Source organism: Pseudomonas sp. B3G-3 (assembly GCF_028640915.1).
GTDB lineage: Bacteria > Pseudomonadota > Gammaproteobacteria > Pseudomonadales > Pseudomonadaceae > Aquipseudomonas > Aquipseudomonas chlororaphis_I.
This window is the reverse complement of record NZ_JAQZAB010000096.1, coordinates 165588-189126: the sequence shown is the minus strand read 5'-3', so window position 1 is coordinate 189126 and position 23539 is coordinate 165588. Positions and strand designations below refer to the sequence as shown.

The window sequence follows — 23539 nt, the reverse complement described above, 5'->3', positions numbered from 1 at the left end:
CTTGAAGAAAATCAAAACGGTAGTTGGAGGTCAGGTGCAACACGTTTCAGCTGGGTGTGGAACACATCCTTGATGCGCTGCAGTTCGGCTTCGTCATCGGCCTCGAAGCGCAGCACCAGCACCGGCGTGGTGTTGGAGGCGCGAACCAGGCCCCAGCCTTTGGGGTAGTCGACTCGTACGCCGTCGATGGTGGTCAGGTCGGCGCCTTCGCCCCACTGCGCGTCGTGCAGCGCATCAATGATGCTGAATTTGCTCTCTTCGGTCACATGGATATTGATTTCCGGCGTAGAAATATCGTTCGGGAAGGTGGCAAACAGCTCTTCCGCGTTGGATTTTTCCTTGCTGAGGATCTCCAGCAGCCGCGCGGCGCTGTAGATACCGTCGTCGAAACCGAACCAGCGTTCCTTGAAGAAGACATGCCCGCTCATTTCACCGGCCAGCAACGCGCCGGTCTGCTTCATTTTCTTTTTGATCAACGAGTGGCCGGTCTTCCACATGAGTGGGCGACCGCCGTATTCCTTGATCAGCGGGATCAGGCGGCGGGTGCATTTGACGTCGAAGATGATCTCCGCGTCCGGGTTGCGGGCTACCACGTCCTTGGCGAACAGCATCAACAGGCGGTCGGGGAAGACGATGCTGCCGGTGTTGGTTACTACGCCGACACGGTCGCCGTCGCCGTCGAAGGCCAGGCCGAGATCGGCGTTGGTTTCGGCGACCTTGGCGATCAGGTCTTCCAGGTTCTCCGGCTTGCCCGGGTCCGGGTGATGGTTGGGGAAGTTGCCGTCCACTTCGCAGAACAGCGGGATGACTTCGCAGTTCAGGGCTTCGATCAACTGAGGCGCGATGACGCCGGCAGCACCGTTACCGCAGTCGACCACCACTTTCAGGCGGCGGGCGAGTTTGATGTCTTGAACGATTTCAGTGTTGTAGCGATCGAGGATATCGACCTTGGTGATGCTGCCCTGGCCGCTGCTCAGGTTGTTGGTCTTGAGGCGATCGTGCAGGGCCTGGATCTGTTCGTTGGCCAGGGTATCGCCGGCGATGACGATCTTGAAGCCGTTGTAGTTCGACGGGTTGTGGCTGCCGGTCAGCATCACCCCGGATTTGCCAGCCAGCACATTGGCCGCGTAATACAGCGCCGGTGTCGGTACCAGGCCGACATCGCTGACGTGGCAACCACTGTCGTGCAGGCCCTGGATCAGTTGCTCCACCAGCTCGGGGCCGGACAGGCGACCGTCACGGCCTACGCAAACGTTGGGTTCGCCCTGGGCCAGGCTCTCGGAGCCAATGGCTCGACCGATCCAGTAGGCGGTTTCTGCGTTCAGGGTTTCCGGAACGGTTCCGCGAATGTCGTAGGCGCGAAAGATGCTTTCGGGGAACTTGGGTACGACTTGGGCTGCATTGCTCATCACTGGGGGTGCTCCGTCTAAAAGGGGGCAGGACAGGCCGGAATACTGACCGGAAGGCTCAAACTGAAGGGTATGACGGCGTTTTTGCCCTTGGGTTCATGGTGTAAAAGTGCCATCTGATGAGCGTCAGCTCTTTTCAATCACCTTGTACCGTGATTCCGGGTGCTTGAGTCCGCGAATAAATCTGCTGAGTTTTTCGTGCTGAAACACAACCCACCAATCTTAGGCGAGCCGCTGGTGCGGCCCGGATTTTTTGCTTAATGGCTGCCGGAGTGACCGAAACCGCCTGCGCCACGCTGGCTTTCGTCGAAGGCTTCGACCACTTCGAAATGCGCCTGGACCACAGGTACCAGCACCAGCTGGGCAATGCGTTCGCCCACTGCGATGTTGAACGCGGTCTGGCCACGGTTCCAGCAGGAGACCATGAGTTCACCCTGGTAATCGGAGTCGATCAGGCCGACCAGGTTGCCCAGGACGATGCCGTGCTTGTGGCCCAGGCCGGAGCGCGGCAGGATCAGCGCGGCGAGGCCAGGGTCGCCGATGTAGACGGACAGGCCGGTAGGAATCAGCAGGGTCTGGCCCGGTTCCAGGATAGTGTCCTGCTTGAGCATGGCGCGCAGGTCGAGGCCGGCGGAGCCTGGCGTGGCGTACTGCGGCAGAGGGAATTCGTTGCCGATGCGTGGGTCGAGGATCTTGGCTTGTAAAGCGTGCATGCGAGTTAAACCTGGTTCAGCCGTTCGGCGATGAAAGAGATCAGTTGGCGGGCAATCTTGCCCTTGCTGGTCTGGGCGAAGAGAGTTGCGTGCAACTCCCGGTCAATCACGCTGCAGGCGTTTTCCTCACTGTTGAAGCCAATGCTCGGGTTGGCCACGTCGTTAGCGACGATCAGGTCGAGGTTCTTGTCTTTGAGTTTGCGCGCAGCGTAGTCGAGCAAGTGTTCGGTTTCAGCGGCGAAGCCGACGCTGAACGGGCGGTCGGGGCGGGTGGCGATGGTGGCCAGGATGTCCGGGTTGCGCACCATCTGCAGCAGTAGGCCGTCGCCGTTCGTAGGGTCTTTCTTCAATTTCTGTGGGGCGACGACTTCCGGGCGGTAGTCCGCGACCGCGGCCGAGGCGATGAACAGGTCGCAGGGGATGGCGGCTTCACAGGCGGCGAGCATATCGCGGGCGCTGACCACGTCGATGCGGGTCACGCGATCCGGGGTCGGCAGGTGCACCGGACCGGTGATCAGGGTCACCCGGGCGCCGGCTTCGACCGCGGCTTCGGCCAGGGCAAAACCCATTTTCCCGGAGCTGTGGTTGGTGATGTAGCGCACCGGGTCGATGTTTTCCTGGGTCGGGCCGGCGGTAATCAGCACGTGTTTGCCGGTCAGCGCCAGGTGCTGGAAGCAGTCGGCGGCGCACAGTGCCAGATCGTTGGCTTCGAGCATGCGGCCCAGGCCGACGTCGCCGCAGGCCTGGCTGCCGGACGCCGGACCGAAGACCTTCAGGCCACGGCTTTGCAGCAGCTGGGTATTGGCCTGGGTGGCCGGGTCACGCCACATGGCCTGGTTCATGGCCGGGGCGATGGCGACAGTGGCATCGGTGGCCAGGACCAGGGTGGTCAGCAGGTCGTCGGCGATGCCTTGGGCCAGACGGGCGATCAGGTCGGCCGTGGCCGGGGCGATCAGCACCAGGTCGGCCCATTTGGCCAGTTCGATATGACCCATGGCGGCTTCGGCCGCGGGGTCGAGCAGGTCCAGGTGGACCGGGTGCCCGGACAGGGCCTGCATGGTCAGCGGGGTGATGAATTCACTGCCGCCACGGGTCATGACCACACGCACTTCCGCGCCATGGTCGAGGAGTCGGCGAACCAGCTCGGCGCTCTTATAGGCAGCGATGCCGCCGCCGACGCCGAGAACGATGCGTTTCCGATACAGCCGCTGCATAGGCCTGCCTTTCAGTTCAATGATTGCTGCGTGTAACACCCCCTCCCCAGGGGAAATCCCACGCAAAAAGATGGGCTAAGATAGCACAGCGACCGCTATGGAACAGCGGCGCCCACACACATGGAGGTGCTATGAGCATTCGCGACTGGCCTGCGGCGGAGCGCCCGCGGGAGAAGCTTCTCGAGCAGGGCGCGCTGGCCCTTTCCGACGCCGAATTGCTGGCGATCTTCCTGCGCACCGGGGTCGCTGGAAAAAGCGCGGTCGACCTGGCGCGACACCTGTTGCATCAGTTCGGCAGCCTGCGTGGCCTGCTCGAGGCGGATCAATTGACCTTCAGTCGACAGTTGGGCCTGGGCCCGGCCAAGTTCGCGCAATTGCAGGCAGTGCTGGAAATGGCGCGGCGGCATCTGGCGGAAAAGCTCAGTCGCAATTCGGTGCTGGAAAGCCCGGTGGCGGTCCGCGACTACCTCAAGGCGATGTTGCGGCATGAGCCACATGAGGTCTTCGGTTGTCTGTTTCTCGACTCCAAGCACCGGGTGCTGGCGTTCGAAGCGCTGTTCCAGGGCTCCATCAACACCACCAGTGTCTATCCGCGGCAGGTGGTCAAGCGTGCCCTGGCGCACAACGCGGCAGCCCTGATCCTGTGTCCGCAAATTATCGCAAGTAGTTTTGTTGACAATTTGCTAGACGCCAATAGTAATGCTTAAGTGGTTGCGGTTTCTAAGGAGTGCTTTCAGTGGCTGCGGATGTCAACGTTGACATGAAACGCTAGCAATATCTCCAACCTATTTCTGCCTGTGGGATGGGCTGAGCTCAGACCGAGGGCTTTTACCAGCGCTGCCCGAACCCGCCAAAAAATCACCAGCTCGATGACACTAGAAATCGTGACGACCCCTCCAGCCGGATTTTCATATATCTCTCTTCAAAGCTAATACACAGTAAAAGAGTGTTGCCTTGATAATGTGATTCACACTGTGCACCTCTCTGAAGAGAAGCAACGATTTCCTGATAAAGTCCATGAACGAAATTTCGTGATACTTTTCACGACTCATGCCCTCTTTACTCGGGTAGTAAGTGATGCACTGAGTGGATTCTTTATATTCGAACTTGTAGTGCGCTATCGCATTCCTGAGCTTATTATCAATAGCATCTATATCTATGCGGTAAAAACAATCATCTACAAAGCCGATTTTATTCCCTAGGTCGACATTTGCAAATGCATTGAGATTCTCCAGCTCTGCTCGCGTCCCCTTTTTTGTTATTTTCAACGATGGCTCGAATAGGTCAAAATCCCCACGCTTCAGGAGATTATTCAGGCCAGCAAGCAAGGTGACCTGACGCGAAAAGACCTCCGCAAGATCTTTATAGTATGTATTACATGTATCGAAATCAGCGGTAGAAATTCTTGCCGGGATTTGACCCAGTTGTTCCGTGTCAGCGTAATCGTAAAAAAAAGCGGGCCGGAATGGTAAGTCCATCGATACCAGTCGCGGGTATAAAGATAGGCAGTCGTTATGCAAGTTCTTGAGAAATCCGCTATCAATGATTCTATCGAAAAAGGCCAGCATTTTTTCAGGATGATGTTCATGTAACCAAAAATAGAGCTGCGGAGCCCTCTCGCTAATTTCAGAGTTATGTTCGTGAATCGTAAAAGGTGAGGACATTACCGACGTGGCTGAGTACAAAGCGGCCAGAACATCTTGCTTCTTCCTCGACTTCAAACTCACGCCAGGAATTCTTTCACACACCTTCTCAAACGTACTTAAATCGCCTCGCTTGTACTGGGAAATCAAACTCGCAAGATCCCGCTCCATCGGGTGCAGCCAATTCAGAATGTGCAAGCGATGGTTTAAGTGGTGATACGCTTCCATGCCTATCTCTCCAGTTACCCTGAAAAATGTTGTCATACCCATGACATACTTTCCGAAGTACACCGGAAAATCCAAATGAAGATCTACAAAGGGCTTGTCGCCCTTAAAAGGCCCATCAAACTCTAGTTCTTCAGCGCCTTGTAATTCAGCATCCGGGCGGCCGAAAACGAATGAAATGCGCTCTTCGCAGGTAGGGCAGGCGAACTGAAAAGGCTGCACATCCCGATTAGACATTCCTATCCTGCAATCGATTTCAGTGCCGCAAGTTATACACCGAAAACATTTACAGATATTCATACCTACTCCTCGTTGCCCGTCCAGTATCGAGTCACCTCTTCGAGCGCCCGGATGTGAAACGCATCTTCATCATCAAATTCCTCGCCGCACTTTCTCGCCATTTTATAAAAGCCAGTTCCGGGCTTGATGTCTCCATGCTTATGAACCACCAAGACGGTGAGAAAACCTCTGCCTTCGGAGTATTCCTCGACCGAAATTTCATCGAGAAGTAGGCTTAGTCGCGGATCGCTCGGGTCTATAGCCAGCGGGAGCTGAGCCACCAGGTCGCTATAGGAGATCAATGGGTTACCGGGTCTCCGAGCACGCCTTACCAATATTGCCTTGGCCACCGTTTTCGCAGTGACCCAGTCCGATGCTACAAAACCATGAATATGACCGATCATTGATACCTCCCTACCGTACCGGAAAATTCTTGGGGCACGCTTAGGGCGTGCCCGAAGATGCTGCTTTATCCCTCTAAAACTATATACGTGGCGTTTGTGCTCCAATCGTTTTAGATCGATGTCACTTCATAAGCCTTTGTCCACGCATCGGCGTCTTCTGGAGCCCATGTAACAAACACTTCCGCTACGCACGAGTAACAACTTTTCTCAATCTCATAGATTACTTTTTCCGAACACCATAGTGTGAGGTAGACCTTTGCGCCTGTGTGTTTATTTAGAGTCGTTGAAGAACACAAGGTGATGGTTTTACCGGCTCCAAAAGTCACTGTCCGATTTTTTATCAATGCCTTAGCAAGCTCTGGCTTCAATACTTTAGTGAACAGCGTGCTATCCACTTTTCCGATTACCGGAACTACAATCACGCCAGAGCCATGTTCGGCACAAAGCTCGAAGAACTTGGCCAATCCTTGCGTTGTTCTTTCCTTATTGTCACCGCTCGCGGAGAACAAGTAACGCTCACGACTCATTGCCAACTCCCTTTTCAACTTCGAAATTCAATAGATGATAGGTCACTGACTATCTGGCAAAGATGCAGACTGCAACCGAACGAAAATACAACGCTGGCCAGCAGAATTCATGGTGGCCGTTGCACTAGCGGAAAAATGATCGTTGGAAGGATTGGGTTGCCCAAGCTTCATGGCCTGAAACAACTCAGAGATCGCTTTGCCCGTGATGGGAGCATTCTGCTTGAAGAAACAGCAGGATTTGCTGGAGTGGAGCTCGTTAATCATAACCGTATCCCTACGATTGCCGCGTTATGATGAATCCTTCAGAGTTCGAATGTAGCCTAGGGCCATCATCAGTGTCTAGCGAGCGCCGGGGCGGCTGATGCTGAGCCCCTGAAAGCGGTATCACGACCGGCTGTCTTGGCTGTTTCTGCTCCTTTGGGGGAAGTCCTGCATCCAACCGGCGGTGCTCAGCCGCTGCATTTCTCGTATTAATGGAGCCAACAATGGGTTTTAAGAAGGTCGCCGTCTCTTTAGCAATGGCACACGCACTGATTCTTTCTGGCTCTACCTGGGCCCAGCAGTCGGCGTACGGGGTAGCGGTAAAGGCCGAACGGCCTGTACCTCAACCGTATGAACTGACCCAAGGAACCTTCATCAACCTGACGCTGGAACGTGTCGATCCCAATCAGGTCACGGCGATGGTCTATCAGAACGTCTACGACAACTTCGAGAACATCGCGATCCCAAAAGGTAGTCGCTTGTTTGGACGCCAGATCAACAAGGTCAACGATGTGCACGATGTGTACTTCACCGAGATCCAGCTCAGCAACACGGGCCAAACGTACACTCTTGAACCGCCGCTGCAAGCCACCACGCCTCTTGGTGCAGCCGGCATCGTTGACTTCAAACCTGCGGCGATTGCTGGAGCCATCTGGCGCAAAGACATGGTTATTCCACACTAAGGTGCAAGGATTCGCGTAGCGAATCCCTATGAATTTCACATGCCGTCGTTTTCTCCAGACACCTCCCATGTTAGAGGTGTCCGAGCCTATCACCTTGGAACAGCCATGTAGCGCGCCAAGGCTTGGGATTTACGACTGTTGATGCGTGCCATCACAGCGCATTGATGGCACCAATGACCGGCTCGTATCGTTGCCAAAGTCGCTCGCCATTGATGACCTCGGGCACACAACCATTGCAGATAAGTGGAAGTATTCACATAAGTTGTCGAAAGACACTGCCCGCCCCGAGCGGATGCAGCGTTCTGCGCATCCACTAATGTCAATCGGCGTTTATCAATGCTACAAGTAGGGCACCACGCACCTCTGACCACCCGGATTACAAGCGTTTCCCATACATGCCCTTCTTTGCAGCGAAATAGGGCACGCTGCCGCCCCCCTTTGTACTCGCCTTCACTCAACAAAACCCCTTCATGGCTAGCAACAACATCCTGTATGTGTTGAAACCCTTCAACGCTCAATTGTCGTTTAGCTCGTTGTTCCGTTGTACAAAGCCTGCACCATGAACCACGTAAAACTTCATTACCCGCGGCATACCAGGTATGTTTTTGAGCACAGATGAAGGGATAACGCTGGCTAGTCCCCAGATAGGCTTCACTCAGACACTGGCCTCCTCGTTTTCCCGCTGCTTGTTGAAGCCTTTCCAGACCATCTGCTAAACGAGCAGCCTGATACCGCTCCCGCTTACTACACACTGGGCAACCAGGATGACGCAAAGCGTTTCTACCGGTGCGCTGCCATTGATGTCCACAATTACAGGAAAACGTATACAGAGCCTTTTCACCTAGCCACTGCGTGTTGTTGCACATCACACTTTGCAACCGGGCGGTGTCGAGCAAGACCTGCATGTGTTGTTGAGAAATGCAGCTTGGGCAACCTTTAGCTCTCGGGTTGACCAATGTGGAGGGGGTTGTGGTGAAGCCGTGCCCATGGGCACAAGTAAATTGGTATTTCGCATGCCAACCCAACCATAGGGTTGCCTCACTCGACAGCCCCAAACGATCTACGGCCGATCGCAAACGGGGGGAACGGTCGAGAATGACATGGAGTTGGGAGGTTTCTAGCATCCAGATGCTTACTTTATCTAACAGGGTTTGAACTGCAGCACCTGATTATTTGATACACCGCCTATGGGGGGGCAATCAAAACAGAACTGCAGATTTCGCGCCATTCGAGTTGTCCCCTTTAGAGAAAAGTACTGCATTCACTTTATGGCCCGAGGGTGTTATCTAGCTGACAGCAGCACCTTTTGGACCGCTGGCGATAAGGGCAGCTCCACACGCGGTTTTCATGCCATCCAGTGCCACTGGAATCCCCTCTACGGTGTAGACACTGCTGCCCTCTGCAATAGGGAAAATACCTTTACACAGTGGGCAGCTCACCTTGTGGCCGACCCCGGCTATGGGTTTACCGTTCAGGTCAGTCTGGGAGAAAGCCTCAAGTACCACTCCCCCATGATTGGTGGAGTCACCCAACCTGATGATGTCTTTCATGGCTTGCTCCCTTTACTGCATCTAAAATCACTGCAAAGCTATCTACTCAATGTAGCAGTAGCATCTTAATCAACTATATAGCCCCCTAGGAGCCAATATATTTATAATAAAGCTTAATTCCACCATCACTTTCGGATACTTCTATATGGAGTATTGCTTCTCCGGGGCTGCCATTTGCGAAAAAAACACATTCCAACCCTAATGCTTTGTCATCTGTCTCATATGCATCAATGAAAGGACGCTGATTCCCTTTAACATCAAAGGCATGCTCTTCTGGAGCAATGGACAGCTTCGTACCTTGCTCAAAATACTCATCAATAGACTCGTAAATTTCCTCTGCTACAGCGCTAGAAACACCAAAGTCATGTTCTAAAGCCTTGGTGTCTCGTAGATCAATAGCATCTACGAATTTCTTAGTAATGGCATAAGCCTGCTGTTTTGTTGGCGTATTCATTCAACGACCCCGTCTTTTGGATGGTGTGATGGTGCTGGTGCCAGAACCGGCTTCAATTCCGGTGAAATACCCACGAGCCTGAAGAGTTGCACATTTTGCCGCTTTAGGACTGAGGCCCGCAGCGCGCAATGACTTAAAGGCTACTACAGTTTCACTACCAAGCAAGCCTGCTGTTGATGCGTTGTCCTGAGCACGATTAGCCTTATAGTGTGGGGTTCCACGAGTTGTTCCATCTGCATTTCGTCCCTGGAGACTTATAGCTGGAGCATCATTGTAGTTATATCCCGAAACGCCCTTCATTGCTGCATCTTGATAAATATGATGCGAGTCTTGAAGACCACCTATTTTTCGCAGATCCCCGTGACGGCCAGTTACTACGCCTTCGGCCTCAAGTATTTTCTTGCACTCACATGGGCAAGTAGGAGTGAGACCAAGAGTATCGACCCAGCCAGTCGGGTTCGGCGCATAGGCATACAGATTTAGCCCACCCGAGTAACCTACAGGGTCCTTACTAATGAAACGACCAACGTTCGGGTCATAATACCGATACCGGTTGTAATGCAGCCCCGTCTCATGATCATGGTACTGCCCCTGGAAACGGATCGGGTTGGTAATACCTTGCTGCTGCACCTGTATTGAGCGCTGCTCGCTGATTGCTCCCCACGCTTTGTACTGTGCGCTCCAGACTATCTCACCGTTCTGGTCGGTCAGTTCCTGTGGTGTGCCCAAGTGGTCGCACTGGTACCAGCTCAGGACATCGATCGGCTGCGCCTTGGGCGTGTGGTTCCACAGTGGATCATCTGCCAGGCGATAGTCATCACTGTAGTCGGGTTGACCAGACAGATTGATGGACTGGTGGCGCATAGCCTGAGCCACAGGAATGAAAGTGCCTGGCTCATAGAGGTAGTGCACCGTGCGACCATGATCACCATCAGCCTGTGCCGGAGTGCTTTCCCAGGCCAGGTTGTCGCCATCCCAACCATATAAGGTGAAGCCGCAACCCAGTTCCTGCTGCTTGCGCGCATGCTCGTTATGGTTCCACTGGGAGCCGGCTTCGGGGTGATGTTTGAAATGCGCCCGGGAGTGCTTGTACAACCTGCGGCCAAGGGCATCGTAGGCGTAATCGACTTCCAGGCGGGCGTCGTCGAAATGCACCAGGCGGTCGAACAGGTCCCAACGCATACGGCTGAAACTGCCGTTATGCCAACGTTGAATCAGGTTGCCACGGTCGTCGTACTCATAGTGGGTACCGGCGTATTCGCGTAGCAGGTTGTCCAGAAGTTTGCTGCGGGTCGGGTCTTGATCCAGCGGTCGCCGGATTTGTTGAGCCTTTTCGTCCAGCAAGTTAGCGGCAGGGTCGAAGGTGAAGGTTTCCACGCCCAGACGACTGGTGGCTTTGAGCAGACGGCCCACCGGGTCGTACTGATAGGTCAGTGGCCCACGGCGCGTGTCGTTGATATCGCTCAGTTGACCCGCCGCGTCGTACTGATACTCGCGCTTGAGCAGCGTGCGTTTGTCGTCGCTGCGACCCAGCAATTGCTCCTCCAAGCGTCCGACCGGATCCCACTGTTGGGTCTGCAGTAGATGGTTGCCCTGGTGCCGGGCAATTTCGCGATGCAGGTCGTCACGCTCGTAACCTACCAGATCGTGGTCATCCAGCCGCATTCCCAACAAGTGGCCGCTGCCATAGGTCAGCCAACTGACTCGATGACCATCCGGACGCAGCGTGGCCACCCGCTGATTCAGGGCATCGTATTCATGCTGCCAGACCGCCACAGTCGGCTTTTCCAGCCCCAAGTAATGCTGATGTTCACGCAGCAGATTACCCGCCGGGTCATGGAACCACTGCAAGCGGCTCTGATCATTGCAGGCCAGCACCAGGTTGCCGTTTCCGTCGTAGGCGAAGGTTTCCTGTTGTGACTCGCCGCCAAGCTTGGCGTGACGGCTGATCAACCGGCTCATCGGGTCGAACTGAACTTCAGTTACCCGCTGCCCGTCGATGGTGGAGGCTAAACGTCCGGTATCAGGATCGTACTGGTAGTGTTTGCTGCGACCGTCGAAGCCGGTTTCCTGAAGCAGGCGGCCCACCGGGTCGTATTCGAACTGCGCCCGTTGTTCGTTTTCGTTTTCCAGAGCCACCAGGCGACCTAGCCGATCCCAGCGATAGCGCAAGGTCTGTTCGGCGGCATCCACTCGCTCGGCGATCAATCCAGCGGCGGTGTAGCTCCAGGTGGTGCAGCGATCCAGTCCATCGACATGGGCCAGTAAGCGACCTTCGGCATCGCGAGTGAAGCGTTCCTCAGTCTTGTCCGGATGCTTGATCAGCACCAGTTGACCGGCCTTGTATTCGTATTCGGTGCTCTGCCCGGCCGCATCGGTGAAGCAGATCATCTGCCCGAGGCTGTTGTACTCCCAGGCACTGGCCTTGCCGGAGCAGTCGGTGTATTTGGTCAGTTGGCCAGCATCGTTGTATTCGAGCTTCTTCTCGGCGCCGTTGGCATCCTTGATCGCCTTGGGCAGTCCGGCCGGGGTGTAGGCGTATTCGGTCTTGTTACCCAGTGGATCGACGGCTTCCACCAGGTTGCCTTGAGGATCGTAATCGCGTTGCCACAGACCACCCTCGGCATCGCTGATCTTGATCAGTTGGTCTTGGTCGTCGTAGGCGTAATGCACCACAGTGTCGTCGGCGCGAATATGTTCGAGCACGTTGCCGCGCTCGTCGTAACTGTAACGATCGATGCTGCCGTCGGCATGGACATGGCGCACGATGTTCTTTGCATCATCGCGGAACAGCCATTCCGAACGCTCGTCCGGGTGACGGATACGGTAGGTGTAGCCAAGGATGTCGTAGTAGTGCCAGGTCTCGTTGCCATGAGCGTCGGTGACATAGGTCAGCCGGATGTTCTCGTCCCATTCCAGTTGGGTGTCGAAACTGCCGTCATCGGCCCATTCGCGTACGGCCTTGGCGTCGGCACCTTGACCCTGCCATTGCAGGTTCATGCCACGTCCGGTGCGATCGGTGTAACGGGTGATCAGGTGGTGCTGGTACTGATAGTTCCAGGCCGCTCCGTTTTCGTCCTGGGCCTGGATCAGGTCACCGGCTGCGTCATAACGATAGGCACACAGTTGACGCTGAGGAGCGCCATCGCGGATCTCCCACAGGCCAACCAGGCGACCTTGTTCGTCAATCAGGGTGCCGAGTTGCAGGTGAACCTTGGTCACATCGCCCTGGTAGGTGATCAGATCCGACAGCACCGGTTCGTCGTTGTAGCGGTGCTCGTAGTGCAGCATGATTCCAGCACCACTGCGCAGCACGATGCCACTGAGCAGGTAGCGCTGACCGCGACGCACGTAGGTTTCCTTGCGCTCGACACCGCTGCACAGCACCAACTGGTTCTCGTCGGAGCGCACCAATGTCAGGTTTTCAATCGGGTCGTAATGAGCCTCACCGACTTTGGGCAAGGGGTAGTTGTGGCTGCGACCATCGGCGGCGTGGAACACCAGGCCATCGTCGACCCGATCGAAACGGGTGGTGAACTCCGTGATCCAACGGGCGCCCATCGAGCCCTGATCGTAGGCATCCAGGCGTGAGTAATACGTACGAGTCCAGTTGATCGGGAACGGGCCGGGAAGGCTGAAATCGGTATGACGGAAGGTCTCCGACCCCATCGCGAAGCTAATGCTGTGACAGGTGGTAGAACAGATTCCATTTTTATCAGGATTGGCGTCAGCCTTCGCCCCAGATTGTTTTGACTGCATATCCAACTGACCGTCCCCAGCCTTGTGCTTGGCCTGGCTGGTGGCGGCGGGTTTGACATTAGCGCTCTGACCATGCGCCTTACGCTTACGCCAAGTCACCACAGAGCCTGCCAGCATCTGCAACAACCAACCGATGGAGTGCTGAGTTGCGGGGTCCGCCAGCTTGCTCAACTGACGGGGCAGTTCTGACCCCATTTCCCGCAGCAACTTGGTGTTGCTGAGCACTAGCTCTTTGGCTTTTTCAGGCACCAGGTTCTTCGCCGCGCTATTGGCCACACCTTTGCCGGCAGCCTTATAAGCACTGAAGGCGGCACCAAAGATATTGCCAATGGCCGCTTTCGGGTCATGCAGCAACTGGCCGCCTGCGGCACTGATCTTCGCGCTCGCGGCATTAAGATCGCCCTTGGCATCGAGCTTGCCATTGACGACGGTCTCCAGCCCATTGGCAATCTCGCTCACTGCACTTTGGCCCAACTCACCGGCCTTATCGAGAATGCCTGCCAGCTTGGGCTGCGCCTGCTTCACGAAGTCATCGATGGTGCCGACGATGGTAGCGTTCAGATGGCCGATCAGCACTTCGATCAACGAGTCGCCCAACAGCATCTTGGCACTGTTTCGCAGCTCCTGGCGCACCAAGCCTAGGGTCGGACGCAAGGTCATGCGTGCCGAGGCCATGGTCGGCGGCGCGGGCAGCACTCCGATCAGGTTAATGCCCAGGCTGACCCAGTCGAGCAGTTCACGCTTCTTGCTTTTGGCCAGGGTCACAATGTCGCCAAGGGCATCCACCAGCGCCATGATGTTGCCGACCACGGGCAAGGCACCGGCGACGTTCTTGACCCGGTCGAGGGTGACCAGGCCGCCGCTGATGGACTGCAGCCAGGCATCGAATCTGGCAGCGCCGCGCCCGACGTCTTGGATATCGATGGTGTTGAGCGGGACGACGGCAACCTGGGGTTCACGTTTTTTTGCAGCAGGAGCTGGAGTCTGGGCAGTCATGAAATGAAGTCACTTGGCAGCAGGTTCGAGACTGGGCTCAAGCCCGGTGTCTGAATCGAGGGTTTGGGCAACGAGACGGTAGGCAGGCTCGGTAACTTGCCTGCCTTGCTAGCGGCACTGAGCATTGCTGAGGCTTTCGGCATGGCGGCACTGGCCAGTTGTGGTATTCCGGCAGCGCCGGCCTGCAGCGCACCCTTGACCTGCTGAGTGGTTTGCAGCGCACTCATACCCGCCTGTGCAAGACCTTTACCTTTTTCCATGAGTCCCCCACCGTCACGGTTACCGGCCGCTGCCATGACTTGATCCAGCAGGCTCTGCACGCCTGGCGGATTTTCGGTCACCGCCTCGCGTGGCCATTCCGGCTTGCCGATATAGCTGCCCTCGCTCCAGGTGTCCGCTGGATCGACCCCGAATTTCACCCGTGCCGGCCCCGGAGCCGCACCGGAAACGCTGGCGAAGCCCTTGGCATCCAGGGTGCCCTTGAGGCTCTTGCCCAGGGCGTCGACCACCTCGAAGTCACCACCCTTGATCCCCTGAAGATTGGCGTACTGGTTGAACAACTCCAGATTGCCCTTGCCCGGCTTCGGCGGTTCGGGGAAGGTGCCGGCCAGACTTTTCGCCCCGGTGTAGGCGAAGTTTGCTGCGTGCGCGGTATAGGGGCCGGTGGTGGCATGGGTGATGCCGCCGGCGTTGTAGGTGGTGGCACTACCACCGCCCTGGATCACCAGTTCAGTCTTGGCGGTGATGGTGATGCGGTCGGCGTTGGCGGTAATGTTGAGCTTGGCCAGCAGATTGATGCTGTCTTTCAAGGCCTTGATGTCGATATCACCGGCGACGGCCACCAGGCGCCAGCCCAGGTTCTGCACGAACAGGCGCATGCCCTGGCTGGCACTGGCCAGCAGACGCTTGCCGATCGACAGGCTGGTGTGCCCGGTGCTGCTCAGGGCCAGGTGTTCGCCGGTGGCAATGTGGCTCGAACGGGGCGTGGTCAGGGCAATGCCGGCCGGGCTGGCGAGCACCAGATGGGGTTCGGTGAACTCCGGAAATTCATTGGCGCTCATATTCGCCGGGCCACTGCCAAGGATGCCCTGGTGCTGGCTCTTCAGCGCCTTGGCCACGTCATCCTGGTCGCCTGACTCTTGCGCCTGCACCTCGCGGGCCTGAATAGCGAAACCGTCCTGCTGATCGGCGGCGGTGGCCAGGCGTTCGGCGGTTTCCGGTAGATCCTTGTGGTGCTTGGCTTCGTTGGGGCGCGGCTCAGTGGTCAGCAGCAGGCCGGCCGCCGCTCGCACGGCGCCATGGCGATCGGTGCGCAGCTCGAAGCCTTCGCCTCGCGGCTGGCCGCCGGACGGCCGTGGGTGGGTCAGGTAACCCAGGTTCAGGGCACTGGCGCCGTGGTCACTGCGCAGGGCAATGCTGATCTCGCTGGTGGTGTCGTCGATCCGCAGTTCGTTACCGCGGCTGCCCTTGTATTCCTTGCTCTTGACTGTGGCCAGGGTCTTGAAGTCGGGCAGCTTGTACGGCGGCAGGTGCACGGAGTGGTAGAGGCAACTGGTAATCAGAGGTTGGTCGGGGTCACCTTCCAGGAAGGTCACCAACACTTCCATGCCGACACGCGGTATGGAAATCGCTCCAATATTCTGCCCGGCCCAATTCGAGGCCACACGGATCCAGCAAGTGGTCTTATCGTCATGCTGGCCTTCGCGATCCCAGAAGAACTGGGTCTTCACCCGGCCCAGGGCATCGACATAAATTTCTTCACCCTCAGGGCCCGTAACCACCGCGCTTTGACTGCCGAGGATGCGCGGCTTGGGGTGTTCCAGCGCAGGGCGGTAGGGGGTGTCCCAGGGAATGGCACTGAAGCTGTTGCGATAGCCCTGATGAAAGTCATCCTTGTTGTCGGTGGTGTCGCTGGTCACCGACTCTTCCAGCACCTGCGGCTGTTTGGCTTCGTGGGTGATCTCGGTGAGCAGCCAGAGGTCGTTCCAACTGGCGTTGCCGTGCTCGGTCAGGGGCAGGAAGTGCCCACTGACCAGCAGCGATTGATCGCTCTTGCCTTCGGCCAACCGGAAGTCACTGCGATGACGCTCCAGGGCCCGAGTGGCGAGTTGCTTACCCCGAACACGGTCAGTGAAGCGGCCGGGATAATCGTAATCTTCCAGATCCGGCTGGGCACTGCTCTTGGCGTCGCTTTCCAGCTGGAACAAGGGTTTGGTGTGGTCGTAATCGCGCCGCGTAACCCGGCTGGTACGGGTCGCCAGGCGCAGGCTGAAACGCTTGATCACCGGGGTGTCAGCGACCAAGCCAGTGTCTTGCTGGTAGGCCACGGGGGCGAGCTTGGGGAACACCGTCTGGTCATCACCGAACACCAGCAGGTGGCGTTGATCACTGTGCTGGAAGTGGTAACTCAGGCCTTCTTCTTCCGCCAGGCGCTGGATGAAATGCAAATCCGTTTCGTCGTACTGGGTGCAGTAGTCGCGTTCGGGATAGGTCGTGCCGAGATGGAACCGATAGGCATCGCTCTGGATACCATGCTCCTCCAGGACCTGGGCAATGATCTGTGGCGCGGTCATCTGCTGGAAGATGCGCTGATTGACCCGATGGGCCAGGTAGGCCAGTTGCGGACGCAGGGAGATGTGATAACGCGTCAGCCGACGTCCGGTTTCGCCTTGGCCAATGCTGTACACCTGGCCGTGAATCTGGCCTTGGTTGCTGGAGCCGAAGGTCAGCAATGCCGGTTTGTGCAGCAGCTCTTCGAGGGCAAGGCCTGGATTGGTGCTGACCAGCTCAAGCTCAAAACAGAAAGGCTCGTTCAGGGCCTCACGGCCTGTGAAGCTGAGTACCTGGAGGTCGGTGGAGGCACCTTCGATCACCAAGGAAATATGCGCAGCATTTGCATCCAGCATGCAGGCGAGTCCATTCATTGCACTATTGGTCAGTGAATGATGACCGATAGACGCTGACTCTCACAATAGGGGGATGGATTAGAGCAAAAGGAGCGTGCAGCTATCGCGATATGCAGGCGCAAGTGCGCATAGGGTGGGGCTCTCCTGGGCTCTTAGCACCGATCATCTTCTCCAGATAATCATTCCCATGCTCCTATCACTTAACCACAAAGCCTATACAGAGCCTTTGACTGGCTCTCTAAGAGGCGCTCAGCGCGACCTCAACTTCCCTTCTGGGCAACCAAACTGCTCCATCGTAATGAGCTTATGGGCTTCCGATCAGGTCATTGCAGTTCACAAAAAATTGCCGTATGGTCAATTAAAATTTATAAACATTGACCAGATATCAATATGAAAAATGCCGTGCTTTTGAAGCGAGCCATGAAGTACCTGGGACTAAGCGGCGTGGGTTTGGCCGAGAAGGTCAGCGCATTGCGTGAGGATGGGAAGCGTACGGCGCCTGAAACCATAAGCCGCTGGGTGAATGGAGCCAAGCCAATCGACCCCTTCCTGATAGGTTGGATTACTGAATTAGTTCGCGCTGATTTGCGACAACACGACAAACCCCTAGTCCAGTTGCCGAGCGGCAAGGGGCTGATCATTGGGGTGACGAATTTGAAGGGAGGTGTAGGTAAGACAACGGTTGCAAAATGCCTAGCCGTAATCTCCAAATATTCCCTGGGAATGAAAACCACTTTCCTGAAAGCAGCCAGCCGAGAAAATAAGGAATATTCATCCTACGAACTGCAAGAGGTGCATGCCTTAAAAATTGACTGTCCAGACTTAGAACTCGAAGAGATTATCGATTATAGGCCGCGTGAAAATGAGATTGTCGTTGTCGATGTGTGTGGAGGAATTGTTCGGGAGTCGTTGACACCAAGCCAGGAAGGTTATCCCGCGAGCTTCCTAAGTAAATTCAGCCCTGACATCTATCTAGTTCCAGCAGACTTTGGCAGTGCAGATGACATGTGGTCCACAAAACGTTTCGTAGATAGCGGGGCGATGAATGATCCTATTCAACTGCTTCATCTACCCCGCCTGATGGTCTTGGACTTTGCCTCTAAAGCTCAGGAGCTTGGATTTGATCTTAGTAGCGAGAGGTTCTGCCCTCTCTTTATCCCTCAGACAAACTATGGCGAAAGCCCACTTCCTCGCGACATTCTCAGGGATTGGAGCAATCAGGATCAAAAGGAACACTATTTCAGGCTTTTTGAACATCTGCTTGAGGTTCTGGGGGGACGTATCACAGATGCGTATGCGCTTGCGAGCGATATTGAAAGCATGAGTTTGAGCAAGCTACTGGACCTAGCGGAGCTGAGAAAGCCGGCTAGATAAGGCGGGGTCGTTCTCAGTGCAAAGCATTCCATCAACGCAATTTTCAGAGACCGCATGCCCCCCTTAATTACGCCGGGCGTGGCACCTGTGACCACTACAAAATCAGCGACAGATTTTGGCCACTGTGACAGCCACCTATTTTTTCGGAAGTCACACCTCTGGAAGCGAGCCTTTATGCATCCTTGCGCGACATGGTGCGAAACCGCGTTAACGCAACGGCTAGATCAGCTCAGCCTAAAGTGGCGGTAATGCGTTGCGAGCGCATTGAAGCGCTAGGAAATATGCATCTTGGAGATGACGCGCCAAGCTACCCTCCATTTGCAGATGCTGGCTCAGCACATTCGAGTGGTCTGAATCATCAAGCTTCCTTGTGAATACTAGCCAACTGTGCAAATGAGGCGTCGTCTGCGTTGGGTGGTTGCCCGCTGCCGAAGATAGCTTCCTAGCGCCTTGATCATCCGTTAGCACAGCTAGGCCGCGGCCCATTGCAAAGGCGATTGATGACAGCTCACCCTTCCCCAGCCGCTTACGGCCCTCCAGCATACTGATGATTTGAAGGTCATCCAGGTTGCAGGAGTGGACTTCGAATTGGCCGGCACAGCGCGCCGCTTCCAAGCGATGCTGAAGCTCACGGGTGACATCGGTTGGCAACGAGCGAGGCTTGATTAAGCACTCATAGTTCACGAAGCCGGTGACACAGAAGTGGCATTGAGCGGCCAGCGCAGCTCTGTACAAAGTGACTGACGATAAGACATTCCAAACCGAACACGTGTCTGTCACGTTGATGGGGTGGAAGCAGGATGGATCAATCGACATTCGATGCCCTCCCGTATAGAGCGAGCAAATCCTGCAACTCTGCGAAATCACACAGAAGTGCCTCTGCTAGGCGACCTTGGGTTATCACCCCCTGGCTCGCAGCATCCAAACATAGCGAGACGTAGCTGCTAGAAAGCCCTCGCTCCAGTAGGCGCGTTTTGCGCTCCCGCTGTCGGCCTGTCAAATCAGCCGGTAACTCAGGATCAATCTTGAGCGTCCGGGGAACCCGACTGGATTTGATTCGTTGGAATGCATCTTCACTGACGAGCCTCTCGGCCTGTAGTCCTATGCTTAAGGCATGGCAGCTTACTCGAAGCTCTTGTGCCCAATGCCCGGTATCGGCCTGGGTCCATCGCTCAGGATTGGGAAGCTGTCGGAGGACTTCCGGCGGCATGAGATACCGGGAGGCAAAAGTATTTGCTCGCAGCTCTATGTAGTCGTTTCTATCAGTGTGGGAATACGTGATGCTGGGGCCACGCTCCGCATCGAAAAGCGCATGGGCCATTTCATGAACTGCACTGAACCGTTGCCGATACACATCCTCGCTGTAGTTAACCAAAATGCATTTGCCGGCCTTGGGATGTGCCAGAAACAAGCCTGAGATGTTGGAGTTGTTCAGCTTGCGGCGGAACACGTGCACGCCTATTCGGCGTATTTCTCCGTAGACATCCCTTGGAACCTCATTGCTCTGGTGCTGATTGAAGCGGCGGAAAGCCTCAGCAGCCTTGATCCCATCGGTCTTGAAATGCCCCGAAACTGGAGGAGCCGAAAATTCGCGATGAGTAGCATTCAGCTCCTCCATCAGGAAGTGCTCAGTTTCGCAGAGGTATAGAAACTCCTGAATAGCCCCTCGATCGTCCTTGGTGAACTCATTGCCGTGCTTGCGATATAGAATGTCCGTCTGCTCAAACGGAGCTAGCTGTTCATTTGAGATGAAGAACTTGAAGTCACAACGATAGAGGTCGGCCAGCATAAGCACCTCATCGCCCGAGGGCTCCAGAGTACCGGCCTCAATGCACCGTAACCGGTCGGGAGCGATGCGAATGGCTGCACCCACTTCTTCCACGCTCAGCTGGAGCTGCTCGCGATAACGAGATAGCTTCGAACCTAAAGCCATTAGGTCTATCGTCATGCCCATTCTCCTTATTGGGGCAGAACGATCTTAGATGTCGTTGCTTGCTCTTTCTAGTCAACTGGTTCAGAAGAGGGTGTTCTATCCATATCTCACCTGGTGCCATTAAGTGAACAAAACGCCTGTTGGGGCTGTTGATATCGTCGACGTAACCTGCGGAAGCTGAAATCATGAACCTTAATCTCACAGCTGCAGGAGAACCTCGATGGGAAAAAAAGGGGAAGCGACTGGGACGCGCATTCGCCTGGTACACAAGCATCGTGTGGATGCCGATATGGCGGCGCAGCTGTGCATCACCATGTTCTATGCGAAAGAAATGGGGATGGAGTTGGGTTGGAGCGTGGAACAACGCTACATGCAGATCCTCAAGACGAAAATGATGATCGCAGGAGGGCACTCAAAGATGTATGTCGCTGATGATCCGGGTGGGATGCCAATGGGTATGGTCATCGTGACTAAGACAAGCAAACCGAAAATTCGGCGTATGGAGGCAATTACTGTTTTTCCGCCGTACCGCAAAATGGGGCTGGCGAAAAGCCTCATGGCGGAAGGCCGGGCAGGGGGAGAGCTTCACTCATACGCAGTGCCCAGTGCAGTGCAATGGCACTTGGCCAATGGGTTCCGGCAGCTGGGAGAGCAAGACGAAGAGGGGACGGTTGAGATGTTCACGGGAAACTACAAGCCCGAGTACAAATTTGATTTCGCGGCCCCCATTCCCACACCAGAGGACATGCGTGCGATGCGGGAACTGGGCGCTATGGAAGAGCAGCACAAGCCTTGGTAGGCGATGTTCTGGAGGGAGCACAGGAGACAGGTATTTGAGTTACCCACACCTACGCTACTCACTGGCTGCAAACGGCTAGAAATAGTAACGAGAGTGATGCCGCCCACCAGAATATAGTAGTACACGGGGATATAGCTCCAGATCCTCTCTGTTCTTGCTTCCGGTAGGTTAAGTCGAGAAATGATTCTGGTTTTGGCACGGAGCATTCTGCTAGACAGCTTGACGGCAGGTTAGTAGATTTAATACAACAGTAATAGAACTGATCCAACGGCTAATGACATCTGCATATTGATACAGCCAGGTGGCAAGATGACTCGAAAAAAAAGGGCGACCAAGAAAGAGCCAAGAACGAATAGTGGGCGAGACTTCACTGAGGTTCGCGCAAAAATCCTGGAGGCATTAAACAATCAGGCCTACATGGCTCGGACAATTTATGGGATATCCAAAGAGGCGCATGTCGGAGCCTCGGAGGTTCTTAACACCATAAGAGATGATCAAGAGCTCCGCATGATAATAAAGGTCTATCCGCGAAGAACCACGTCTGGGAAGATCCTTCTAACTACAAAGAAGAGATTTAAAGAGAGTGCGTCTATAAAAGACAAGTTCATTGATCTCTTCGCCACACATCATGCGAGGATCGAAGATGCATCCTGAGCAGCCTATATTCGTCCTCATTCAGGCGAACTCACTTTTGCTATCGATTGCCTGCTTCGGCGGCCTAGTGCTTTTTGCATTAAAGATTGTGGACCACTTCAACAGGGCCCCAGAAAACAAACTATCAAGTGGCCGATATGTCGCGTATATGCTATTTCTATTTGTGGTTTTACCTGTTCTTGGAAGCGCAGTGGTAGCTATCTATTTAGCTAATGGCGACAAAATTAGCCCTGTCTTAGCCTTTCAGGTCGGCTTAACCTCTCCAGCAATTGTGCAGAGCATGATCATTGCAGCAGCTAACAATCTGGCAAAGGAGCCAGTGAGTACCATTGCCTCTCAGTAATCGTCCTAGACTGGCAAGATATGAGAGAAAGTTCCCGAAGCGGGCGCTCCGGGCCAAAGATAGAGCCCACGTCCGACAGGGCCTAAGCGAGCTTACTCACTTCCAGCTCAGCTAGGCCCCTGTATGGGAGCTACTTCCGAGTTATAGCCCCAAGATCCAGCTTCCTCAATTTCCCTCTTACATCTACACCGTTCCCAGCGGAAATATTTACGTCTGCATAAGCCTTCGTTTTTCCAAAATCGTTAATTAAGAAGCAATTATTCTCACCAACTGCATCAAACAAGTTCTTTGCTTTCTCGCCCCTGGCACGACCAACAACCAAAATAAACCTGATTCCTAGAATCACGAATGAGTGATACCAAACCCCATCAACCCGATTGACTGCGGGAAACGAGAACATAGTTCTTGAGTGCTCATCAGAATTCACCTCAATCATCAGAGCATAGTCTTCAAACTCTATTTCCGAAAGCAAAAATAGCCTGATCTTCTCAGAATATTTATCACCGAGAGCTTTTCCATACGGGTCCTTTTCATGCATCCAGTCCCAGACATGGGCACGCCAAAATACGCTGAAAGCAAAATAACGCAGCGCTTTCAGAGCTGAGCCATCAATGGCAGAGCTATTGTAAACCGACATTGGTCCAGCTTTGATTCTAGGCGGCTTGCTTGAAAGCATCTCAAATAGGGGAAATCCACTCTGCGTTGCCCACAGTGTGCCAATCACTCTTTCGCCGTGTTTTGAAAATAAGTCCTCACAGTCAGTGCACAGAAGATGTTGCTTAACTTGAATATCTGTTTGCACTGCCGTCTTATTAAGCAGGTTCAGCTTTACCGATTGTTGAACGCCGAAATTTGTATCACACCTCAAGTGCGCGTAGGCGGAGGTTGGAATTAAATGACTATCTTTTAGCTTTTTTTCTAGCCTACAAAGTGCACACTTTGTCATTTCTACCCCAGAAAGTATTTCAGTTAATGCATCAAGACCAATCCCCCATAGGGGCTTGGCAAACCTCAAACTCTTAGAATTCGGTACTTACTGCTCTTCAAAAACACACCCTTCTGACAAGGACTGACTTCTGCCGAAAAACCTCACAGAACGAGCTGCCAGGCTGGTTTTTCTTCATTGCGCCAACAAAGTCTTTAATTTTGGAGTTTTTGCCAACTTTTCTTTAGCTTAGCTGTGATTGAAACAGCCTTCCCCAATCCCTACGAGCGAGCTCCCGGGAGGCCTCTGGAGCACCGCCAAAGCACCGCTCAGAGATCTTCAGCATCTGTGCGGCAGAGTCATAGAAAACTGAGTTTCCATCCTGATTGAGCAGTATGCCTTGGGGCGCCGATCAGGAGAGCATGGCCACCAACGACATCGTGGGTTGACACCGGGACTAGGGATGCGCATGCGACAGCATCTCCGGC

At 54.9% G+C, this 23539-nt stretch carries 17 protein-coding genes and 2 pseudogenes; 6 read left to right on the top strand and 13 right to left on the bottom strand.

Annotated features, from left to right (window positions below; genetic code table 11):
* Positions 1 to 11 precede the first annotated feature (11 nt).
* The 3 genes and pseudogenes from PVZ80_RS12190 to coaBC form a co-directional block, all read right to left on the bottom strand.
* A pseudogene (locus tag PVZ80_RS12190) lies at positions 12 to 1415 on the bottom strand (phosphomannomutase/phosphoglucomutase); the annotation flags it as partial.
* Positions 1416 to 1666: 251 nt separating this feature from the next.
* Entirely contained in the window at positions 1667 to 2122 is a 456-nt protein-coding gene (gene dut, locus PVZ80_RS12185; protein WP_016703155.1) for a dUTP diphosphatase, read from the bottom strand.
* 5 nt (positions 2123 to 2127) lie between these two features.
* Positions 2128 to 3336 (bottom strand): bifunctional phosphopantothenoylcysteine decarboxylase/phosphopantothenate--cysteine ligase CoaBC, encoded by a 1209-nt coding sequence (coaBC, locus tag PVZ80_RS12180; RefSeq protein ID WP_007921117.1) that lies wholly within the window; start codon positions 3334 to 3336, stop codon positions 2128 to 2130.
* A gap of 131 nt (positions 3337 to 3467) precedes the next feature.
* Between coaBC and radC the strand changes: the two are divergent.
* A pseudogene (radC, locus tag PVZ80_RS12175) lies at positions 3468 to 3980 on the top strand (RadC family protein); the annotation flags it as partial.
* A gap of 264 nt (positions 3981 to 4244) precedes the next feature.
* Here the strand turns inward: radC and PVZ80_RS12170 are convergent.
* From PVZ80_RS12170 to PVZ80_RS12155, 4 genes are all read right to left on the bottom strand, one after another.
* Positions 4245 to 5441 (bottom strand): hypothetical protein, encoded by a 1197-nt coding sequence (locus PVZ80_RS12170; protein ID WP_273863947.1) that lies wholly within the window; start codon positions 5439 to 5441, stop codon positions 4245 to 4247.
* Positions 5442 to 5506: 65 nt separating this feature from the next.
* Complete coding sequence (locus PVZ80_RS12165) at positions 5507 to 5887, bottom strand: hypothetical protein (protein WP_273863946.1); 381 nt, start codon at positions 5885 to 5887, stop codon at positions 5507 to 5509.
* 110 nt (positions 5888 to 5997) lie between these two features.
* Positions 5998 to 6414: a hypothetical protein gene (locus PVZ80_RS12160; RefSeq protein WP_273863945.1), complete on the bottom strand. Its 417-nt coding sequence runs from the start codon at positions 6412 to 6414 to the stop codon at positions 5998 to 6000.
* 42 nt (positions 6415 to 6456) lie between these two features.
* The gene (locus tag PVZ80_RS12155; RefSeq protein WP_273863944.1) at positions 6457 to 6678 is read right to left on the bottom strand and encodes a hypothetical protein; all 222 of its coding nucleotides are present in this window, start codon (positions 6676 to 6678) and stop codon (positions 6457 to 6459) included.
* Between the two features lie 221 nt (positions 6679 to 6899).
* Between PVZ80_RS12155 and PVZ80_RS12150 the strand changes: the two genes are divergently transcribed.
* On the top strand, positions 6900 to 7358 hold the full coding sequence (locus tag PVZ80_RS12150) for a hypothetical protein (protein WP_273863943.1): 459 nt from the start codon (positions 6900 to 6902) through the stop codon (positions 7356 to 7358).
* 1286 nt (positions 7359 to 8644) lie between these two features.
* On the opposite strand, the gene PVZ80_RS12145 is transcribed toward PVZ80_RS12150, so the two are convergent.
* The 4 genes from PVZ80_RS12145 to PVZ80_RS12130 form a co-directional block, all read right to left on the bottom strand.
* Positions 8645 to 8908, bottom strand: a complete 264-nt coding sequence (locus PVZ80_RS12145) for a PAAR domain-containing protein (RefSeq protein WP_273863942.1) — start codon at positions 8906 to 8908, stop codon at positions 8645 to 8647.
* A gap of 85 nt (positions 8909 to 8993) precedes the next feature.
* Positions 8994 to 9362 (bottom strand): hypothetical protein, encoded by a 369-nt coding sequence (locus PVZ80_RS12140; protein ID WP_273863941.1) that lies wholly within the window; start codon positions 9360 to 9362, stop codon positions 8994 to 8996.
* Positions 9363 to 14117, bottom strand: coding sequence for an RHS repeat-associated core domain-containing protein (locus PVZ80_RS12135; RefSeq protein ID WP_273863940.1), 4755 nt, complete (start codon positions 14115 to 14117; stop codon positions 9363 to 9365).
* Positions 14114 to 17023, bottom strand: coding sequence for a type VI secretion system Vgr family protein (locus PVZ80_RS12130; RefSeq protein WP_273863939.1), 2910 nt, complete (start codon positions 17021 to 17023; stop codon positions 14114 to 14116). The genes PVZ80_RS12135 and PVZ80_RS12130 overlap by 4 nt, the downstream gene beginning before the upstream one ends.
* 390 nt (positions 17024 to 17413) lie before the next feature.
* Between PVZ80_RS12130 and PVZ80_RS12125 the strand changes: the two genes are divergently transcribed.
* Complete coding sequence (locus tag PVZ80_RS12125; protein ID WP_273863938.1) at positions 17414 to 18397, top strand: ParA family protein; 984 nt, start codon at positions 17414 to 17416, stop codon at positions 18395 to 18397.
* An 805-nt stretch (positions 18398 to 19202) separates the two neighbouring features.
* Here the strand turns inward: PVZ80_RS12125 and PVZ80_RS12120 are convergent.
* On the bottom strand, positions 19203 to 20345 hold the full coding sequence (locus PVZ80_RS12120; RefSeq protein ID WP_273863937.1) for an XRE family transcriptional regulator: 1143 nt from the start codon (positions 20343 to 20345) through the stop codon (positions 19203 to 19205).
* A gap of 205 nt (positions 20346 to 20550) precedes the next feature.
* Between PVZ80_RS12120 and PVZ80_RS12115 the strand changes: the two genes are divergently transcribed.
* The 3 genes from PVZ80_RS12115 (at position 20551) to PVZ80_RS12105 (ending at position 22126) form a co-directional block, all read left to right on the top strand.
* Positions 20551 to 21129, top strand: coding sequence for a GNAT family N-acetyltransferase (locus tag PVZ80_RS12115; RefSeq protein WP_273863936.1), 579 nt, complete (start codon positions 20551 to 20553; stop codon positions 21127 to 21129).
* 309 nt (positions 21130 to 21438) lie between these two features.
* A complete protein-coding gene (locus PVZ80_RS12110; protein ID WP_273863935.1) occupies positions 21439 to 21783 on the top strand; it encodes a hypothetical protein in 345 nt (114 codons plus the stop codon).
* Complete coding sequence (locus PVZ80_RS12105) at positions 21773 to 22126, top strand: hypothetical protein (RefSeq protein WP_273863934.1); 354 nt, start codon at positions 21773 to 21775, stop codon at positions 22124 to 22126. The genes PVZ80_RS12110 and PVZ80_RS12105 overlap by 11 nt, the downstream gene beginning before the upstream one ends.
* A 130-nt stretch (positions 22127 to 22256) precedes the next feature.
* Here the strand turns inward: PVZ80_RS12105 and PVZ80_RS12100 are convergent, their stop codons facing one another.
* Positions 22257 to 23141, bottom strand: coding sequence for a hypothetical protein (locus tag PVZ80_RS12100; RefSeq protein WP_273863933.1), 885 nt, complete (start codon positions 23139 to 23141; stop codon positions 22257 to 22259).
* Between the last annotated feature and the right edge of the window lie 398 nt (positions 23142 to 23539).

Coding starts and splice junctions, on each gene's coding strand:
- PVZ80_RS12125 (WP_273863938.1), top strand. CDS start 17,414: ATGAAAAATGCCGTGCTTTTGAAGCGAGCCATGAAGTACCTGGGACTA.
- PVZ80_RS12120 (WP_273863937.1), bottom strand. CDS start 20,345: ATGACGATAGACCTAATGGCTTTAGGTTCGAAGCTATCTCGTTATCGC.
- PVZ80_RS12160 (WP_273863945.1), bottom strand. CDS start 6,414: ATGAGTCGTGAGCGTTACTTGTTCTCCGCGAGCGGTGACAATAAGGAA.
- PVZ80_RS12155 (WP_273863944.1), bottom strand. CDS start 6,678: ATGATTAACGAGCTCCACTCCAGCAAATCCTGCTGTTTCTTCAAGCAG.
- PVZ80_RS12150 (WP_273863943.1), top strand. CDS start 6,900: ATGGGTTTTAAGAAGGTCGCCGTCTCTTTAGCAATGGCACACGCACTG.
- PVZ80_RS12110 (WP_273863935.1), top strand. CDS start 21,439: ATGACTCGAAAAAAAAGGGCGACCAAGAAAGAGCCAAGAACGAATAGT.
- PVZ80_RS12105 (WP_273863934.1), top strand. CDS start 21,773: ATGCATCCTGAGCAGCCTATATTCGTCCTCATTCAGGCGAACTCACTT.
- PVZ80_RS12165 (WP_273863946.1), bottom strand. CDS start 5,887: ATGATCGGTCATATTCATGGTTTTGTAGCATCGGACTGGGTCACTGCG.
- PVZ80_RS12130 (WP_273863939.1), bottom strand. CDS start 17,023: ATGCTGGATGCAAATGCTGCGCATATTTCCTTGGTGATCGAAGGTGCC.
- PVZ80_RS12145 (WP_273863942.1), bottom strand. CDS start 8,908: ATGAAAGACATCATCAGGTTGGGTGACTCCACCAATCATGGGGGAGTG.
- PVZ80_RS12170 (WP_273863947.1), bottom strand. CDS start 5,441: ATGTCTAATCGGGATGTGCAGCCTTTTCAGTTCGCCTGCCCTACCTGC.
- PVZ80_RS12135 (WP_273863940.1), bottom strand. CDS start 14,117: ATGACTGCCCAGACTCCAGCTCCTGCTGCAAAAAAACGTGAACCCCAG.
- dut (WP_016703155.1), bottom strand. CDS start 2,122: ATGCACGCTTTACAAGCCAAGATCCTCGACCCACGCATCGGCAACGAA.
- PVZ80_RS12140 (WP_273863941.1), bottom strand. CDS start 9,362: ATGAATACGCCAACAAAACAGCAGGCTTATGCCATTACTAAGAAATTC.
- coaBC (WP_007921117.1), bottom strand. CDS start 3,336: ATGCAGCGGCTGTATCGGAAACGCATCGTTCTCGGCGTCGGCGGCGGC.
- PVZ80_RS12115 (WP_273863936.1), top strand. CDS start 20,551: ATGGGAAAAAAAGGGGAAGCGACTGGGACGCGCATTCGCCTGGTACAC.